This is a genomic window from Streptomyces sp. NPDC048434, from assembly GCF_043200375.1.
Lineage (GTDB): Bacteria > Actinomycetota > Actinomycetes > Streptomycetales > Streptomycetaceae > Streptomyces.
Map to the genome: position 1 here is coordinate 39,838 of NZ_JBICXQ010000039.1, position 16,785 is coordinate 56,622.

A 16,785-nucleotide genomic window follows, 5' to 3' on the forward strand; every position below is an offset into this window, starting at 1 on the left:
CGGGCACGACTCGGGTGCGCCGCCGTTGGGACCGACCTCGGGAGGGCATGTGCTGCGCACCGCATCGGCCGTGGACGTCGTCATCGTGGGGGCCGGTCCGGCCGGGCTGGCCGCCGCCCGCCATCTCACCGGCGCGGGGGTGTCGGTCACCGTCCTGGAGGCAGCGCCACGGATCGGCGGCCGGTCCGTCACCGACCGCCTCGACGGCTTCCGGCTGGACCGCTGCGGCCGGCCGCTGGCCGTCTCCGCCGCCGAGCTGCGCCGCACCCCGGGCCTCAGCGAACTGACGCTCCGTCCGTTCGCACCCGGTCTGAGCGTCCACAACGGCCAGCGGACGCAGCGCATCAGCGCGCCCCGGAGCACGAAGGGCGCGCTGTCCGCGGCGCGTGCCCTCTCGCGCGCCGACCGCCGTACGGAACGCCGGACGGACCGTCAGACCGTCCGCCTCACCGACCGGCGGGCCGAACAGCACCCGGACCGCCGCACGGTCCGCCGTATCGACCGCCGTACGGACCGCCGCGCCGACGCCCCCACCGCTCCCCCCGCCGGCGCCACCCACGCCCCGCCCGCGGACCGTCCGATCCGCGATGCCCTGCCGAGCCGCCCCGCCTTCCCGCACCGCGGCCAAGACGCCTTCCTGCGGCCCCTGCTGGCCGCGCTGCTGTGCGATCCCCAGCTGCGCGGCTCCAGCCGGGGCGCGGCGGCGGCGCTGCGCGCCTTTGCACAGGGCCCCGTGTGGCTGCCGGCCGGCGGCGCCGCGGCCGTCCCCGAGCTGCTCGCCGCCGCGCTGCCGCCCGGCACGGTCCGTACGTCCGTGCAGGTCACCGCCGTCTCCACCACCGGCGTCAGCACCGCGGAGCACGGCCATATCCCCTGTCGGGCGGTGCTGGTGGCCACCGGCGCGCGCGAGGCGGCCGAGCTGTTGCCGGGACTGCGGGTGCCGGCCTTCCACCCGGTCGCCGTCCTGCACCACACCGCGGCGGCCTGCGGGGGCCGCGGCGCACCGGCCCGCGACACCTCCCTGATCCTGCCGACGGACGGCCCCGTCGCCTTCACCTACGCCGCCGGCACCATCGACCCGTCCCGTACGCCGCCGGGCCGGTCCCTGCTCACCACGACCGTGCTCGGCGCCGCGGCGACGCTGCCGCTGTCGGTGCTCGACAAGACGATCCGCCCCCAGCTCGACCGGATCTACGGTGCGCACACCGACGACTGGCAGCTGCTGACCGCCCATCACGATCCATACGCCGTACCCGCGATGCCGGCGCCGCACGACCCGGAGCGCCCGGTGCGGGTGCTGGCCGGCCTCTATGTGTGCGGCGATCACCGCGACACCAGCACGCTCCAGGGCGCGCTGAACTCGGGCCGCCGCGCCGCCCGCGCGCTCCTCCAGGACTTCGGTCTGCCGGCCTTCACCACGGAACCGGACACCCTGCCCACGGCGGCCTGAGCCGGACGGCGGGACCCGCCCTCACCCCAGCGCCGCCACCCGGTCGCGGTATCCCCGCACCGCCGCCGCGTCCCGGTAGGGCTCCAGGCGGCGCTCGAACTCCCTGACGTACTCGTGGGCCCGTACGGACCGCATCTCGGAGGCCTGGAGCGCCGCCTCGGCGCCCAGCGTGCAGGCCTGCTCCAGTTCGCCCAGGCCCAGCCGCGCGGTCGCCAGCACCACCCGGCAGAAGAGCCGGCTGCGGGCGAAGCCGGCCGCGCGCAGCTGGAGGGAGCGTTCGGCGTGCTGGGAGGCCGCGCGGTACTGCTGGAGATCGCGGTGGCAGTGCGCCAGCTCGTCGGCGAGCTGCGCCTCGTCGAAGAAGCGCGCCCAGTACGGGGTGTCGTCACCGGGGCGGACGGTCTCCAGCGCCCGTTCGGCGCGGGCCAGCGCCGCCGTGCAGGCCCGGACCTCGCCCAGGACGCCGTGGCCGCGCGCCTCCGCGGAGTGCAGCAGCGCCTGCACGGCGGGCGGCGCGCTGCTGCCGATGCCCTGCTGGGCGACCCGCGCCAGCTGCACGGCTTCCCTGCCGTGCCCCAGGTAGACGGCCTGCCTGCTCATCGTCACCAGGACGTAGGACCCGTACGCCCGGTCCCCGGCGGCCTGGGCCAGCCGCAGCGCCTGGACGAAGTACCGCTGGGCCAGCCCGTGGGCGGCGATGTCGTACGAGGTCCAGCCCGCCAGCCGGGTCAGATCGGCGGCGGCCGCGAAGAGCCGGCGGCCGGTGGCCTCCCCGTAGCTGCCGCGGAGCATCGGCTCGGCCTCGTGTTCCAGATAGCGCACCAGGGCCTGCCGGGCGTGACCGCCGCCGTAGGCGTGGTCCAGCGCCCGGAACAGCTCGCCGACCGAGCGCAGCGCCGCGATGTCGCCGGAGGTGACCTTGGAGCCCTGGGTGCGGTCGACCCGGTCGGTGCGGCGCTGCCGGGGCACCGTGACCCGGCTCTGGGCGGGTACCCGGCCCGCCCCGTCGCCATTGGTCTCGCCGCGGGCGACGCGTTCGTCGGCGCGTCCGATCAGCCAGTCCCGGCTGGGCACCACGAGCCCGGCCGGGGTGAAGGCGATCTTGCGGAGCTCGGCGTGGCTGCCGGAGTCCTTGCGCCACAGGCCGCTGACGATGTCCACCGCCTCGCTGGGGCTCGCGGCGAATTCCAGTCCGGCGTACACCGGCGCACAGGCGTCCAGGCCCAGGTCCTGGGCGGACAGCCGGCGCCCCAGCCTGCGGGTGAACACCTCCGCGATCAGAGCGGGGGTGGTGCCCCTGGGTTGCTGGCCGCGCAGCCAGCGGGTCACCGATGTCTTGTCGTAGCGGAGGTCGAGGCCGTGCTCGATGCCGAGCTGATCAACCCGTCTGGCCAGCCCGGCATTGGAGAATCCCGCCTCGGCGATGAGCGCGGCGAGCTGGCGGTTGGGCGTGTGGTGCGGGGGTCGTTCCGTCATCAGCTTTACCGGTCTCCTGCCTTCCGGGCCGCTGCCGGGTTCGGCGGACCCTGTCCGGCATGCTCATCGCCCTTGTGGAACGGCGTGAATGTAACGGCCTTCGGCGGCATATTCGCCGCCTGCTCCCCGCGTTCATCCGATCGTGTGAGCAGGGACGGAAGGGCGGACACCAGCCGCCTGCCGGGCCCGGAGACGGCGGCCGTACAGTGGCATGGGCGCGAAGTGGCATCAACGTTGCAGCAAAGTGCAACAAAGGTTCGAAGAGGAGCTGCCGTGACTGCGATCTCTCGGGGGGAGACCCCCGTACCCGAGGGGCTGCGCTTTGTGCATCTGGGCTTCGGCGCCGACGCCGTGGAGTACGAAACGGCGTGGCAGGAGCAGCGCCGGGTGCACGCCGCCCGGTTCGCCGACGAGCTGCCCGACACCTGTCTGCTGCTGGAGCACCAGGCCGTCTACACCGCGGGACGCCGTACGTCCGACGACGAGCGCCCGCTGGACGGGACCCCGGTCGTCGACGTGGACCGCGGCGGGAAGATCACCTGGCACGGGCCCGGCCAGCTGGTGGGCTACCCCATCCAGAAACTGCCGCGCCCGGTTGACGTCGTGGCGCATGTCCGCCGTCTCGAAGACGCGCTGATCCGGGTCTGCGCCGAGTTCGGCGTGGAGGGCACCCGGGTCGAGGGCCGCAGCGGGGTGTGGGTCCTGGGAGACACCGTCGGCACGGCCGAGGAGCGGGCGGCCCTGGGCGGGCTGAACCTCGACTTCGACCCGCGGGTGACGGACGAGCTGTTCGACCCGCGGCTGAACGGTCCGGAATACGCGCCGTCCAACGCCGGCCAGCGCCGCGAGGACCGCAAGCTCGCCGCGATCGGCATCCGCGTCGCCAAGGGCGTCACGATGCACGGCTTCGCACTGAACGTGAACCCGGACAACACCTCGTTCGACAAGATCGTGCCGTGCGGCATCCGTGACGCCGGCGTCGCCTCGCTGGCCAACGAGCTGGGCCGCGAGATCACCATCGCCGAGGTACTGCCCGTCGTCGAGAAGCGTCTGCGGGACGTCCTGGAGGGGGCCGAACTGCTCCCCCGCGCGGTCTGACCGGACGGTGTCGCCGGCCATGCACCCGGGACGGACCGCCGCCCGGCCCGGACACCCCGGAGACCGCCGGGAATGCAACCCCGCCATAGGCGGTTGCCCCGCACGTCAAGACGTGCGAATCAACGGGCGTACCCTGGTGTACGCCGAAGAAACGAAGTCGTAGGGAGCCGGTCGTGTCCGCAGTCGCACCCGACGGACGCAAGATGTTGCGCCTGGAGGTCCGGAACAGCCAGACCCCCATCGAGCGCAAGCCCGAGTGGATCAAGACCCGGGCGAAGATGGGTCCCGAGTACAACCACCTCCAGAGCCTGGTCAAGAGCGAGGGCCTGCACACGGTCTGCCAGGAGGCGGGCTGTCCCAACATCTATGAATGCTGGGAGGACCGCGAGGCGACCTTCCTCATCGGTGGCGACCAGTGCACCCGCCGCTGCGACTTCTGCCAGATCGACACCGGCAAGCCGCAGGAGCTGGACCGCGACGAGCCGCGCCGGGTCGCCGAGTCCGTGCAGACCATGGGCCTGAAGTACGCGACGATCACCGGCGTCGCCCGCGACGACCTGGAGGACGGCGGTGCCTGGCTGTACGCCGAGACCGTCCGGCAGATCCACGCGTCGATGCCCGACACCGGCGTCGAGCTGCTCATCCCGGACTTCAACGCGGTCCCCGAGCAGCTGGCCGAGGTCTTCTCCTCCCGCCCTGAGGTCCTCGCGCACAACGTCGAGACCGTCCCGCGGATCTTCAAGCGGATCCGCCCCGGCTTCCGCTACGAGCGCTCGCTCGAGGTGATCACCAAGGCCCGCGAGGCCGGTCTGGTCACCAAGTCCAACCTCATCCTGGGCATGGGCGAGGAGCGCGAGGAGATCAGCCAGGCGCTGCAGGACCTGCACGACGCGGGCTGTGAGCTCATCACGATCACCCAGTACCTGCGCCCCTCCGTGCGCCACCACCCGATCGAGCGCTGGGTCAAGCCCGCCGAGTTCGTGGAGCTCAAGGAGGAGGCCGACGAGATCGGCTACGCCGGCGTGATGTCCGGCCCGCTGGTCCGCTCCTCCTACCGCGCCGGCCGCCTTTACCAGCAGGCCGTCGCGCGGCGCGAGGTCGAGGCGTCCAGTCAGGCGGTTTGATTTCCCCGGCGCGCCATCTTGTGAAACGTGGCACATGCTGAGGACGCGGCCCGCACTCCCCCTGACGGGGGGCGTGGGGGCCGCGTCAACGTTTCATCGGTGTTTGACCGGCAGGTCATCCGTTGGTAACACCTTTCCGTGACGATGGATGCACGCACCGCTCCCGCACCTACTCCTGCTTCTCCGAACAGATCAGAGGGAGTCACCACCATGCAGGCCGCGCCGCTCCGCGCCAATCCCGCCCTCCCCATCCCCACGGTCACCGGTGCACTGCGCGCCGTCGAGGCCGTTCTGATGCGCGGCGGGCAGCGCACCGCCCGCCGTAACGCCTGGACATCGGTCCTGGAGGACCGCCGCCGCGCCAAGGACCGCCACGAGGCCGAGTACGTACTGGAGGCCGCGGCGACCGAGCGCCCGCACGCCACGTAAACTTCGCTGTATGGCGAGGAAGGCAAACTCAGACGGCGCTGCCGGCGCTGAGAACACCGGGCGGCTGAAGCAGATCGCCCAGACCTACAAGATGACCCGTCGGGTCGACTCCAAGGTCGGTCTAGTCGTCGCTGGTGTAGGCATCGTCGTATTCGGCGTTCTCCTTGCCATCGGCTTCGCGATCGGCCACCCCATCTACGCGGGAATCCTGGGCTTCGTCCTGGCCTTCCTCGCGATGGCGATCGTCTTCGGACGGCGCGCCGAGCGCGCTGCCTTCGGGCAGATGGAAGGCCAGCCCGGTGCGGCGGCCGCCGTGCTGGACAACGTCGGCCGCGGCTGGACGGTGACCCCCGCGGTGGCCATGAACCGCAGCCAGGACGTGGTCCACCGCGCCGTCGGCAAGGCCGGCATCGTGCTGGTCGGCGAGGGCAACCCGAACCGTCTCCGCGGTCTGCTGGCCGCCGAGAAGAAGCGGATGGCGCGCACCGTCGCCGACGCCCCGGTCCACGACATCGTCGTCGGCGACGGCGACGGCCAGGTGCCGCTCAAGAAGCTCCGGACGACGCTGCTGAAGCTGCCGCGGGTGCTGCCCGGCGCGCAGGTGACGGCCGTCAACGACCGGCTCAAGGCGCTGGGCGACCTGATGAGCAACATGCCGGTCCCGAAGGGCCCCATGCCGAAGGGCATGCGGATGCCCAAGGGCGGCGGCAAGACGCGCTGACCGTGCCGTCGGCCGCGCCTGCGCCCGGCCGACGGACCCGACACCCTGACCGAACGGCGACGCCCCGGGGCCTGTGGCTCCGGGGCGTTTTGTATGCCGGGGGGCGGGGGCGCGCCCGCGAGGGGAGGGCTGTCGCACCGCCTCTTCGCCCGCGCCCCCGCACCGTGGCACAGCTGCCGGGCCGGTACGGGCAGGACGAGCCCGGGTGCGCGCCGAATGCCCGGCGCACGGGCAAGGAGGATCCAGGAACCGGGCGACAAGCCCGACGTAGGGGGCGGGAGGCTCAGGGGCGGGAGGCCCGGGGAGCGGGAGGCTCAGGTACGGGCCGAAGGCTCGTCGTACGGGCTCAGATGCGGACCTGGACGGCGCGCGAGAGGCGGTCGTGCAGGCCCCGCCCGTCCCGGTCCCACACGACGGCCGGGATGACCAGGACGAGCAGCACCGTGCGGAGCACGACCCGCGGCAGCGAAATCCGGCCGCTGCCCTCGGCGACCACCCGCAGGCCCAGCAGCCGCTTGCCCGGCGTGAAGCCGACCGTGCCCACCGTCAGCACGCTGAGCACCGCGAAGACCAGCAGCGCCCAGTTGCTCGCCGACTGCGCCTTACCGCCGCTGAGCAGTCCGAACGCGATGAGCATGCACAGCGCCCAGTCGAGGAAGAGCGCGGCGAAGCGTCGCCCGGGGCGCGCGACCGAGCCCGGCCCCGTCTCCGGCAGTCCGAGCTGCTGCCCGCGGTATCCGAACTCGACACCCATGTCCTCGGCTGCCGCGCGGGGCCCGGAGATCCACGATCCGATTGCTTGCCTGTTGTCCACCCGACCACGGTACTGCGACCGCATACGTTCGATTCCCGGAGGGCCGGAAACGGCGGGATCCGAGGCCGTACGAGGCGGGCGCGGGAACCGGCCGGGAGCGCCGGGACGACTCGGCACACCCCCGCAGAAGACGGCAGCTCAGCAGGTCTGCAACGCCCTTCCGTGGCGCACACTGGGGAGGAAGGGCGGCCGCGCGCCGGTTAACCTCGGCGAAACAAATGGGTCATGCTTGGGAAATCCCGCCTGCCTATGGTCGGGCAACGCGCCACCGCACATGGTCGCGTTCCGAGTAGCAATCCCGCGTCCGCCGACCGGTGACCGGGCTAGGAGGAGTTGGATGTTCCAGAACGCCGACGAGGCCAAGAAGTTCATCGCGGACGAGGACGTGAAGTTCGTCGACGTCAGGTTCTGCGACCTGCCCGGTGTGATGCAGCACTTCACGATCCCGGCAAAGGCGTTCGACCCGGCCGAGGAACTCGCCTTCGACGGCTCCTCGATCCGCGGCTTCCAGGCCATTCACGAGTCCGACATGGCGCTGCGCGCCGACCTGTCGACGGCTCGCGTGGACCCGTTCCGCCGCGACAAGACCGTCAACATCAACTTCTTCATCCACGACCCGATCACCGGCGAGCAGTACAGCCGCGACCCGCGCAACATCGCCAAGAAGGCCGAGGCCTACCTCGCCTCGACCGGCATCGCGGACACCGCGTTCTTCGGCCCCGAGGCCGAGTTCTACGTCTTCGACAGCGTGCGCTTCGAGACCAGCGCGAACCAGTCCTTCTACCACATCGACTCCGAGGCGGGCGCCTGGAACACCGGGTCGGAGGAGAACAACCGCGGCTACAAGGTTCGCTACAAGGGCGGCTACTTCCCGGCCCCGCCGGTCGACCACTTCGCCGACCTGCGCGCCGAGATCTCCCTGGAGCTGGACGCGGCCGGCCTGCAGGTCGAGCGCCAGCACCACGAGGTCGGCACCGCCGGCCAGGCCGAGATCAACTACAAGTTCAACACGCTGCTCGCCGCCGCCGACGACCTGATGCTCTTCAAGTACATCGTGAAGAACGTCGCCTGGCGCAACGGCAAGACCGCGACCTTCATGCCCAAGCCGATCTTCGGTGACAACGGCTCCGGCATGCACGTCCACCAGTCGCTGTGGCAGGGCGGCAACCCGCTCTTCTACGACGAGCAGGGCTACGCGGGCCTCTCGGACACCGCCCGCTACTACATCGGCGGCATCCTCAAGCACGCCCCGTCGCTGCTGGCCTTCACCAACCCGACGGTGAACTCCTACCACCGCCTGGTCCCCGGCTTCGAGGCCCCGGTCAACCTGGTCTACTCGCAGCGCAACCGCTCCGCGGCCATGCGTATCCCGATCACGGGCTCGAACCCCAAGGCCAAGCGCGTCGAGTTCCGCGCGCCGGACCCGTCCTCGAACCCGTACCTCGCCTTCTCCGCCCTCCTCCTCGCGGGCCTGGACGGCGTCAAGAACAAGATCGAGCCGGCCGAGCCGATCGACAAGGACCTCTACGAGCTCGCCCCCGAGGAGCACGCGGGCGTCCCCCAGGTCCCGACCTCCCTCCCGGCCGTCCTCGACGCCCTTGAGGCCGACAACGAGTACCTCCAGCAGGGCGGCGTCTTCACCTCCGACCTGATCGAGACCTGGATCGACTACAAGCGCACGAGCGAGATCGCCCCGATCCAGCTGCGGCCGCACCCGCACGAGTTCGAGCTGTACTTCGACATCTAAGAACGCCACAGGTCGGAGCGGTTCTCCGCTCGCTGGGACGTCTTTGGGCCGTCGGCCGTGTCCTTCCCTTCGGAAGGCGCGGCCGACGGCCTTTTCGTGGTGGCGGTGTTTGTGTCAGAGGGAGATCGTGGTCTCCCTCCGGAACGCTGCAGGCGGCGTGAGCGGCCGGCGGCGCGCGGTGAGGGCGGCGGATCGTGTCTCAGTCTTCGACGCCGTGAGCGGGGAAGTCCGCAAAGGTGGTGGCCTGGGGATGGGACCGGACCCATTCACGGAGACCGGGCCCGATGGGGCCATAGATCTCTGCGGAGACCATCTCCGCGCACCGGCCCACACGTGCCAGCAGTTCTGCCCCACGTTCGTTGTGTTCCAGGGCCGCAGTTTCATCGGTGTACTCCTCCAGCACCAGGTAGCTGCCGGCACCGGCCGAGAACCACCGGTAGTTGTGGGTGCCGGGTTCCTCGCTCGCCTGCTTGCGCAGGGCGAGCGCCAACTCCTCGAATTCGGCCCGTCGTTGGTCATGGACATCGAATCGCGCGCGCACAAAGATCGTCATGCCCGCAGTAGAGCAGATCGGTGCCCACGGCCGGGGTGACTTCGTCGCCCGTCGCTCACCCCTCATGAGGTGCCGGCGTGACCGGCCGCTCCCCCGCTGTCTCGCTCAGCGCTCCGATCCCCCCGTTCCGAGGCAGACTGGCGGTATGCCTGAATTGCCGGAGGTCGAGTCCCTGTCGCGGTTTTTGGCCGAGCGGCTGGTCGGTCGTTGCGTGGGGCGGGTGTATCCGGTGGCCGTGCATGCGCTCAAGACCTATGACCCGCCCCTTACCGCGCTGGAGGGCCGGACGTTCGATGAGGTGACCCGGCACGGGAAGTTTCTCGATTTCCGGGTCGGGGAGCTGCATCTGGTCATCCACCTGGCCAGGGCGGGGTGGGTGCGGTGGAGCGAGAAGCTGCCGGTGGCGCCGCCGCGGCCCGGGAAGGGGCCGTTGGCGCTTCGGGTGCGGCTGGTCGAGCCGGAGGGGGCCGGGTTCGATGTGACGGAGGCCGGCAGCCAGAAGCACCTTGCGGTCCATGTCGTACGGGATCCGGGTGAGGTGCCCGGTGTCGCGCGGCTCGGGCCCGATCCGCTCGCCGAGGGGTTCAGCCCGGCGGCCTTCGCCGGGCTGCTGGCGGGGGAAAGCCGGCAGATCAAGGGGGTGCTGCGGGACCAGAGCGTGCTTGCCGGGATCGGGAACGCCTACTCGGACGAGATTCTGCATGCGGCGCGGATGTCGCCGTTCAAGCTCGCCGCCAAGCTCTCCGAGGAGGAGGTGGGCCGGATCTACGAGGCGATCGGTACGACGCTCGGCGAGGCGGTCGAACGGGCCCGTGGGATCGACCTGCGGAACCTCAAGGCGGAGAAGAAGAGCGGGCTGCGGGTCCACGGGCGGAAGGGGGAGCCCTGTCCGGTGTGCGGGGACACGATCCGCGAGGTGTCCTTCAGCGATTCGTCGATGCAGTACTGCCCGACCTGTCAGACCGGGGGCAGGATTCTTGCGGATCGGCGGATGTCCCGGCTGCTGAAGTAGGCGGCACCGAAGAGCCGCCACCCGGTGCGGGGTGGCGGCCCTTCGGCTCGGTGCCTGGTGGGAACCGCGTCGCGGTCAGGCCCCGGACTGCCCCGGCGCCAGCAGCTCCCGCAGTTCGGCCACCGCCTCCCGGAGCCGGTCGGCGAAGGTGTGCATCGGGGCGGCCACGGACTGCGGGGTGCTCAGGTAGAGGTGGAAGCGGTCGGGCAGCAGGACGTAGGCGACGCCGATACAGCGGCTGCTGGTGGAGCCGAAGCCGAAGTACTGGATGTTGGCGGACGGCGCGGAGCTGGTGCTCAGGTAGTCGTCGCGCATGGTCAGCCAGCCGGGCGTCCGGTAGAGGGCGGGTTGCTCGGTCACCCCGAGCTCCGTTCCGCGGCGGCGCTGGATCAGTTCCAGCTCCCACAGGTGCTGCTCGGGCGCGTCGCCGGCCTGGCACTCCTTTGCGCGTGCCACATGCTTCCCGGCGGCGGCCCGGAACGCGGCCCGGCGGGTGTCCGCGTCGGCTGCCGGGTCCTCCATCGTGGCGACGAACTCCTGGATCTCCGGGGTGACCACACGCATCGCCTCGGTGCGGCCGAGCCGCCACTGACGGGTGGCGATCGACTCGTAGGTGGCGCCCAGGCGCCCCTTGGCGCGCTGGTGGGCGAGCTGGTAGGCGAGCTGGACGAAGGCGTCCGGCGAGGAGCCCAGCGCCTTGGCGGTGTTGCTGCCGAAGTCGTCGAAGGAGACGGTCCGGGTCGCGGTGCTCTCCCCGTACGCCGCGAACGCCTCGGCGGCGGAGCGCACCCGGTCCCGGAGGGCGTCGTCCAGCTCGAAGACGACCGGTTCCAGGGACGGGAGGCCCTGGGAGCGGGCTCCGGAGCGGCGGGAGTGTTCCTCGGCGGTGGCGCTGAGCAGGGCGTCGGTGAAGCTGAGGATGGTGGTGCCGTCGAGCTCGCAGTGCTCCACATTGATGCCCGCCCGGCCGTCCGCGAAGACGATCAGGGACACGGCCTTGTCGAACCAGCGGTTGCCGCGGTCGCCGTGGAGCAGCTGGTCGCAGGCCTGCTGGATGTCCGCGGGGGCGAAGTCCTCCAGGCAGACGCAGAACAGTGCGGTCTCGATGTCGTCCAGGGCGTCCGCGTTGCGGGGATGGCAGGCGCGCAGGGTCTCGCGGGCGGCGGCCCACTCCGCGCGCGCCATGGTGGTGAGGTGGCCCACCGAGGTGTCCGCGGGAGCCGGTTCGGCGCCGGCCTTCTGCACGGCGCGCAGCCCCGCTTCGAGGTCGTCCAGGCTGTGCGGGACACCGTCCGCGCCGAGCACATCGAGCCGGAACATGCTGCCGCGGAAGAACACCACGATGTGCCGTGCCCGGGACGGGCCCGGCCAGGCGTCGGTGTACGGGCTGCGGACGGTGTCCTGCTCCGCCCCGGGGATCCGGGTGGCGGAGAAGAGGAACTTGTTCTGCACCATGGACTGGGGCGCGCCGCGCTGCACCACCGGCGGGATGAGCTCCTGATCGAGCTGCCTCTTGTAATCGACGGCTCCGGCGATGAGCCCGGCGGCCCGCTCCACCTGCGACTGCGGCTGCTGCGGCGGGGCGTCCTGGAACAGGAAGAAGAAGTTGGCGTTGAGCGCGATCCGGTCGCGGCGGCCCAGGTAGCGGCACGGCCAGAAGGTGTCCAGCCAGCTGTGGACTCCCTCGGTGGCGTCGTACTCCTCCAGCGCCGCCTGCAGCGCCCGGCCGGGGCCGCCGGGGCGGAGGAAGGCGGTCACCTCCGCCTCGGTCGCCGCCAGCTCGTCGGCGGTCAGCAGCGGCGCGCACCAGGCGAGGAACCGCTCACAGCTCGCCTCCAGCGTGGGCAGCGGCACCCGCGGGAGGCTGTCCTCCTGGGAGAAGGTCGTCATGACTGCTGCCCTTTCCTGACGGGTATTCAATTCTGCTCTCTCGATTCCGGTCGTGGGGACCTGTGATGTCACTCGTCCATGGTCGCGCCGTCACCCACCGTGCCCGTCCATGTGAGGAACGCGGCGCGGGCGGCGGCGCACGGCGCCGGCGTGTCCGGCTGCTAGTCCAGCAGCCGGTCGCCCCGTACGGCCCGGCCCTCGGCCGCCACATGCTCGGGCAGTACCCGGCCGAAGAGCTGCCGGGTCCGCGCCACGCTCCCGATGACACCGGGGCGCTCGCTGTAGGCGAAGATCGCGGAGTGGCGCGCGAGTGCGCCGCGCACCGGGCTCACCCGGTGGAGCGAGTAGCGGCCCTTGAACAACTGCAGATCACCGGGGTGCAGGGGGAGGCGCCGGGTCAGCCGCTCACCCCGGCCGTCGAGGACGTCGCGTACGTCGTCGAAGTTCTCGTCCTGCGCGGACCTGATGTTCGGGCAGTACTCGAAGACGCCGCCGTCCTGTGCCTGGCGGGTGAGCAGGCTCACCGTGAACTCGTTGGTGTCGAAGTGCCAGGGGTGCTCCATGCCCGGCGCGACGACGTTGAGGACCAGCCCGGAGAGCGGGTCCGCCAGCTCGTGCAGCTGCGGCAGTCCGAAACAGCGGGCGATGAAGTCCTGGAACGCCGGGTGGGAGTAGAGCCGGCTGATCAGGGAGCCGGCGGGGACGCGGTCCCGCGCGACGAACGCATTGCCCCGCTGGAAGGTCCGCCGCCCGGGGTGGTCCGCCGGCAGCTCGGAGTCCACCGCGATGTTGTAGACGTTGACGGTCTCGACGTCGAAGTGCGCCTGGGGGGCGAGGGCGGCGCACTCCTGTTCCAGCACCTCGCGGAGCGACGGACGGATGAAGTCCGGCAGCACGGTGCAGCCGAGTGCCGAGAGTTCGCGCCGGGCACGGGACAGCACAGCCCGCCCCTCGGCACTGTCGAGCTGCGACAGGGGATACCGGGCGGTGTCGACCACCTGGTCGAGCGTGACGGCTTGCAAAGTGCTCATTCGACCCTCTCCACGTATGGGCAGACCGTCCCGAGCCGGATGCCCGCCGCCGGCCCGCGGCCTCGCCCCGGCCGCCCCCACCAGGCGACCCGTGCGGTCCGCGTGCCGTCCGGCCCGCACCTTCGGCTCTTCGGCAACTCCATTGAGGAGTAGCACAGTTGAAGTTCCCACAGCGCCCCCGCGTTGTCTGTGATACGTCACACTGCGCCGACCGGCAGATGCGCGCGGTGAGGAGTGCGGCGGGGAGAGGGCGCCCGGGGGCCGGGGTCGCCTGCATCACGTTTTATGCAACTTGTTGCATAAGACTCTTCGGCTGGTCTACAACTGCTGTGACGACCACCGCGCCAGGAGGCCCCATGAGTCAGTACCCGCACCTGATGAGCCCGCTCGACCTCGGGTTCACGACCCTTCCCAACCGGGTGCTGATGGGGTCGATGCACATCGGCCTGGAGGAGGCCGAGAACGGCTTCGAGCGGATGGCCGCGTTCTACGCCGCCCGTGCGCGCGGCGGCGTCGGCCTGATGGTGACCGGCGGAATCGCGCCGAACGAGGCGGGACGGCCGTACGACGGCGGGGCCAAGCTCACCACCGAGGCGGAGGCGGCGCAGCACCGGAGCGTGACCGGTGCCGTGCATGCCGCGGGCGGCCGGATCGCGATGCAGATCCTGCACTTCGGGCGGTACGCGTACCACGCCGACCTGGTCGCGCCGAGTGCGATCCAGGCGCCCATCAGCCCCTTTCCGCCGCATGCGCTCACCGACGACGAGGTCGAGCAGACCATCGAGGACTATGTGCGGGCGGCGGAGCTCGCCCAGTCCGCCGGGTACGACGGCGTCGAGATCATGGGCTCCGAGGGCTACTTGATCAACGAGTTCATCGTCGGCGCGACCAATCAGCGCACGGACCGGTGGGGCGGCTCGTACGAGAACCGGGTGCGCTTCCCGCTGGAGATCGTCCGCCGTACCCGCGAGCGCGTCGGCACGGACTTCATCCTGATCTACCGGCTCTCGATGCTGGACCTCGTTCCGGGCGGTTCGACCCTGGAGGAGGTGGTGACGCTCGCCAAGGAGATCGAGGCGGCCGGCGCCACGATCATCAACACCGGTGTCGGGTGGCACGAGGCCCGCATCCCCACCATCGTGACCTCGGTGCCGCGCGGCGCCTACACCTGGGTGACCAAGCGGCTGATGGGCTCGGTCACCATCCCCCTGGTGACCAGCAATCGCATCAACACCCCTGAGGTGGCCGAGGAGTTGCTCGCCGACGGGCGCGCCGACATGGTGTCGCTGGCACGGCCCTTCCTCGCCGACCCGGACTTCGTCGCCAAGGCGGCGGACGGCCGGGCCGAGGAGATCAACACCTGCATCGGCTGCAACCAGGCCTGCCTCGACCACACCTTCAGCGGGAAGATCACGTCCTGTCTGGTCAATCCGCGGGCGTGCCACGAGACCGAGCTGATCCTCTCGCCCACCCGGCGGCGCAAGCAGCTCGCGGTGGTCGGCGCCGGGCCCGCCGGGCTCGCCTGTGCCGTGTCCGCCGCCGAGCGCGGCCATGACGTCACGCTGTTCGACGCCGCGGACGAGATCGGCGGACAGCTGAACCTCGCCAAGCGGGTCCCGGGCAAGGAGGAGTTCGAGGAGACGCTGCGCTACTACCGTACGCAGCTCGCGCGGCAGGGCGTGGAGGTCCGGCTGAACACCCCCGTGACGGCCGCGGACCTCGGTGCGTTCGACGAGATCGTGGTCGCCACCGGCGTCACACCGCGCACCCCGGAGATCGACGGCATCGACCACCCGAGCGTCGTCAGCTACCTCGATGTGCTGCGCGACGGTGCGCCGGTCGGCGAGCGGGTGGCGGTCATCGGGGCGGGCGGGATCGGCTTCGACATCGCGGAGTTCCTGACCGATGCCGGCGACGCGGCGAGCCAGGACCCGGAGACCTACTTCCGCTCCTGGGGCGTCGACACCGCGTACGGCGAGCGCGGCGGACTGCGGGCACCCGAGCGCCCCAAGGCCCCGCGGCAGGTGCATCTGCTGCAGCGCAAGGCGTCGAAGGTCGGCGCCGGCCTCGGCAAGACCACCGGCTGGATCCACCGGGCGGAAATGCGGCACCGGGGCGTGACGATGGTCGCCGGGGCGACGTACGAGCGGATCGACGACGAGGGCCTGCATGTCACCGTCGACGGTGCGGCCGGCACGCTGGCCGTGGACACCGTCGTGCTGTGCACCGGGCAGGAGCCGCGCCGGGACCTGTACGAGGAGCTGCGGGCCGAGGGGCGCGCCGTGCACCTCATCGGCGGTGCGGACGTCGCCGCCGAGCTGGACGCCAAGCGCGCCATCCAGCAGGGGACGGAGCTGGCGGCGGCCCTGTGACCTGCCGCCGGCTGCCTAGGATTCCCCCATGTCACTCCCGCATGCGATCCTCACCGCCCTGCTAGAGAAGCCGTCGTCGGGGCTGGCGCTGACCCGCAGGTTCGACCGGTCGATCGGCTACTTCTGGTCGTCCACCCATCAGCAGATCTATCGCGAGCTGGGGAAGCTGGAGCAGTCCGGGTTCATCCGGGCGCTGCCGAGCGAGCAGCCGTCCCGCGGGCAGAAGAAGGAGTTCGAGGTGCTGCCCGCGGGGCGGAGCGAGCTGACCCGCTGGGCCTCCGCCGAGCAGGAGTCCAAGCCCATCCGGGACGCGCTGCTGCTGCGGATGCGGGCGTCGGCGGTGGTGGGGCGGGTCGGGCTCGACGAGGAGCTGCGGCGGCATCTGACGCTGCACCGGCGGCAGCTGGCGGAGTACCAGGAGATCGAGGGCCGCGATTTCGGGGCCGCGGCGGATCCGGAGGACCGGCTGCGACGGCTCGTGCTGCGGGCCGGGATCGGTCTGGAGACGTTCTGGGTGGAGTGGCTGGAGGAGGCGCTGGCGGAGGTGGCGGACATGGATGCCGCCGCGGAGGACCGGCGGGAGGGGCCGGGGGACGGCCCGGGTGAGTGAGCCCGTCCCGGCACGGCGTGGGGCGGCCGGCTCCGGGGAAGTCCCGGGGCCGGCCGCCCTGTTGGTGTGCCGGGGAGCCGTCAGCAGTGGTCGTAGATGAGGGCGCGCACCAGGCGGCAGGTCGTGTCGGACGGGGCGTGGACCCCTATGTCGGCCGCGGTGCTGCGGATTTTGCGGTTGTGGGCCTGCTCGGGGCGGTAGACGCCGGTGTCGAGCAGGGCTATGGCCAGCCGCATGGCCTTCAGGCGGCGGTTGTGCGATTCGTACCGCTCGCGCGGCCATCCGCCGGGCAGCGGCTTCTTGGGCAGCGGGTGGGCCGGGAGAGGCTTCGTGATGAGTGTGGCAGCGGCCATCGGCGACCTCCTGGAGCGTGGATGAACCCTCACTGACTGGTTCCCATTCTACTGCCGACCACTGACAAAAGCCCCTGGCCAGAGGGGATTTGGCGCCCGGAGAAG

Annotated in this window: 15 protein-coding genes; 9 read left to right on the top strand and 6 right to left on the bottom strand. The window is 71.4% G+C overall.

Features of this window, described 5'->3' with window-relative positions; translation table 11 throughout:
• Positions 1-49 precede the first annotated feature (49 nt).
• Positions 50-1,450, top strand: a complete 1,401-nt coding sequence (locus tag ACGFWI_RS34715) for an FAD-dependent oxidoreductase (RefSeq protein WP_393910037.1) — start codon at positions 50-52, stop codon at positions 1,448-1,450.
• 21 nt (positions 1,451-1,471) lie between these two features.
• On the opposite strand, the gene ACGFWI_RS34720 is transcribed toward ACGFWI_RS34715, so the two are convergent.
• Positions 1,472-2,926, bottom strand: coding sequence for a regulator (locus ACGFWI_RS34720; RefSeq protein WP_393910038.1), 1,455 nt, complete (start codon positions 2,924-2,926; stop codon positions 1,472-1,474).
• 273 nt (positions 2,927-3,199) lie between these two features.
• Here ACGFWI_RS34720 and lipB point away from each other — a divergent pair, with 273 nt between their 5' ends.
• From lipB to ACGFWI_RS34740, 4 genes are all read left to right on the top strand, one after another.
• Complete coding sequence (gene lipB, locus ACGFWI_RS34725) at positions 3,200-4,024, top strand: lipoyl(octanoyl) transferase LipB (RefSeq protein WP_393910039.1); 825 nt, start codon at positions 3,200-3,202, stop codon at positions 4,022-4,024.
• 173 nt (positions 4,025-4,197) lie between these two features.
• Positions 4,198-5,148, top strand: coding sequence for a lipoyl synthase (gene lipA / locus ACGFWI_RS34730; RefSeq protein WP_393910040.1), 951 nt, complete (start codon positions 4,198-4,200; stop codon positions 5,146-5,148).
• A gap of 210 nt (positions 5,149-5,358) precedes the next feature.
• Positions 5,359-5,577: a hypothetical protein gene (locus ACGFWI_RS34735; protein ID WP_393910041.1), complete on the top strand. Its 219-nt coding sequence runs from the start codon at positions 5,359-5,361 to the stop codon at positions 5,575-5,577.
• Between the two features lie 10 nt (positions 5,578-5,587).
• Positions 5,588-6,298, top strand: coding sequence for a DUF4191 domain-containing protein (locus tag ACGFWI_RS34740; RefSeq protein ID WP_393910042.1), 711 nt, complete (start codon positions 5,588-5,590; stop codon positions 6,296-6,298).
• 346 nt (positions 6,299-6,644) lie between these two features.
• On the opposite strand, the gene ACGFWI_RS34745 is transcribed toward ACGFWI_RS34740, so the two are convergent.
• Positions 6,645-7,112: an RDD family protein gene (locus tag ACGFWI_RS34745; protein WP_393910043.1), complete on the bottom strand. Its 468-nt coding sequence runs from the start codon at positions 7,110-7,112 to the stop codon at positions 6,645-6,647.
• 337 nt (positions 7,113-7,449) lie between these two features.
• Between ACGFWI_RS34745 and glnA the strand changes: the two genes are divergently transcribed.
• Positions 7,450-8,859 carry a type I glutamate--ammonia ligase gene (gene glnA, locus ACGFWI_RS34750; RefSeq protein WP_393910044.1) on the top strand — a complete coding sequence of 470 codons (1,410 nt, stop codon included), beginning with the start codon at positions 7,450-7,452 and terminating at the stop codon, positions 8,857-8,859.
• A gap of 199 nt (positions 8,860-9,058) precedes the next feature.
• Here glnA and ACGFWI_RS34755 read toward each other — a convergent pair whose 3' ends face one another.
• Positions 9,059-9,412: a putative quinol monooxygenase gene (locus ACGFWI_RS34755; RefSeq protein ID WP_393910045.1), complete on the bottom strand. Its 354-nt coding sequence runs from the start codon at positions 9,410-9,412 to the stop codon at positions 9,059-9,061.
• Between the two features lie 145 nt (positions 9,413-9,557).
• Between ACGFWI_RS34755 and ACGFWI_RS34760 the strand changes: the two genes are divergently transcribed.
• Positions 9,558-10,424 (top strand): Fpg/Nei family DNA glycosylase, encoded by an 867-nt coding sequence (locus ACGFWI_RS34760; RefSeq protein WP_393910046.1) that lies wholly within the window; start codon positions 9,558-9,560, stop codon positions 10,422-10,424.
• A gap of 75 nt (positions 10,425-10,499) precedes the next feature.
• Here ACGFWI_RS34760 and ACGFWI_RS34765 read toward each other — a convergent pair whose 3' ends face one another.
• Together ACGFWI_RS34765 and ACGFWI_RS34770 are read right to left on the bottom strand one after the other, a co-directional pair.
• Positions 10,500-12,314, bottom strand: a complete 1,815-nt coding sequence (locus tag ACGFWI_RS34765; protein WP_393910047.1) for a choline/carnitine O-acyltransferase — start codon at positions 12,312-12,314, stop codon at positions 10,500-10,502.
• A gap of 161 nt (positions 12,315-12,475) precedes the next feature.
• Positions 12,476-13,345 carry an arpA protein gene (locus ACGFWI_RS34770; RefSeq protein ID WP_393910048.1) on the bottom strand — a complete coding sequence of 290 codons (870 nt, stop codon included), beginning with the start codon at positions 13,343-13,345 and terminating at the stop codon, positions 12,476-12,478.
• A gap of 356 nt (positions 13,346-13,701) precedes the next feature.
• Between ACGFWI_RS34770 and ACGFWI_RS34775 the strand changes: the two genes are divergently transcribed.
• Both ACGFWI_RS34775 and ACGFWI_RS34780 read left to right on the top strand, forming a co-directional pair.
• Positions 13,702-15,717 carry an FAD-dependent oxidoreductase gene (locus ACGFWI_RS34775; protein ID WP_393910049.1) on the top strand — a complete coding sequence of 672 codons (2,016 nt, stop codon included), beginning with the start codon at positions 13,702-13,704 and terminating at the stop codon, positions 15,715-15,717.
• A 28-nt stretch (positions 15,718-15,745) separates the two neighbouring features.
• Positions 15,746-16,327 carry a PadR family transcriptional regulator gene (locus ACGFWI_RS34780; protein WP_393910050.1) on the top strand — a complete coding sequence of 194 codons (582 nt, stop codon included), beginning with the start codon at positions 15,746-15,748 and terminating at the stop codon, positions 16,325-16,327.
• A gap of 80 nt (positions 16,328-16,407) precedes the next feature.
• Here ACGFWI_RS34780 and ACGFWI_RS34785 read toward each other — a convergent pair whose 3' ends face one another.
• Positions 16,408-16,680 (bottom strand): hypothetical protein, encoded by a 273-nt coding sequence (locus ACGFWI_RS34785; RefSeq protein WP_393910051.1) that lies wholly within the window; start codon positions 16,678-16,680, stop codon positions 16,408-16,410.
• Positions 16,681-16,785: the final 105 nt, after the last annotated feature.

Coding starts and splice junctions, on each gene's coding strand:
- ACGFWI_RS34720 (WP_393910038.1), bottom strand. CDS start 2,926: ATGACGGAACGACCCCCGCACCACACGCCCAACCGCCAGCTCGCCGCG.
- ACGFWI_RS34735 (WP_393910041.1), top strand. CDS start 5,359: ATGCAGGCCGCGCCGCTCCGCGCCAATCCCGCCCTCCCCATCCCCACG.
- ACGFWI_RS34740 (WP_393910042.1), top strand. CDS start 5,588: ATGGCGAGGAAGGCAAACTCAGACGGCGCTGCCGGCGCTGAGAACACC.
- glnA (WP_393910044.1), top strand. CDS start 7,450: ATGTTCCAGAACGCCGACGAGGCCAAGAAGTTCATCGCGGACGAGGAC.
- ACGFWI_RS34755 (WP_393910045.1), bottom strand. CDS start 9,412: ATGACGATCTTTGTGCGCGCGCGATTCGATGTCCATGACCAACGACGG.
- ACGFWI_RS34760 (WP_393910046.1), top strand. CDS start 9,558: ATGCCTGAATTGCCGGAGGTCGAGTCCCTGTCGCGGTTTTTGGCCGAG.
- ACGFWI_RS34765 (WP_393910047.1), bottom strand. CDS start 12,314: ATGACGACCTTCTCCCAGGAGGACAGCCTCCCGCGGGTGCCGCTGCCC.
- ACGFWI_RS34770 (WP_393910048.1), bottom strand. CDS start 13,345: ATGAGCACTTTGCAAGCCGTCACGCTCGACCAGGTGGTCGACACCGCC.
- ACGFWI_RS34775 (WP_393910049.1), top strand. CDS start 13,702: ATGAGTCAGTACCCGCACCTGATGAGCCCGCTCGACCTCGGGTTCACG.
- ACGFWI_RS34780 (WP_393910050.1), top strand. CDS start 15,746: ATGTCACTCCCGCATGCGATCCTCACCGCCCTGCTAGAGAAGCCGTCG.
- ACGFWI_RS34785 (WP_393910051.1), bottom strand. CDS start 16,680: ATGGCCGCTGCCACACTCATCACGAAGCCTCTCCCGGCCCACCCGCTG.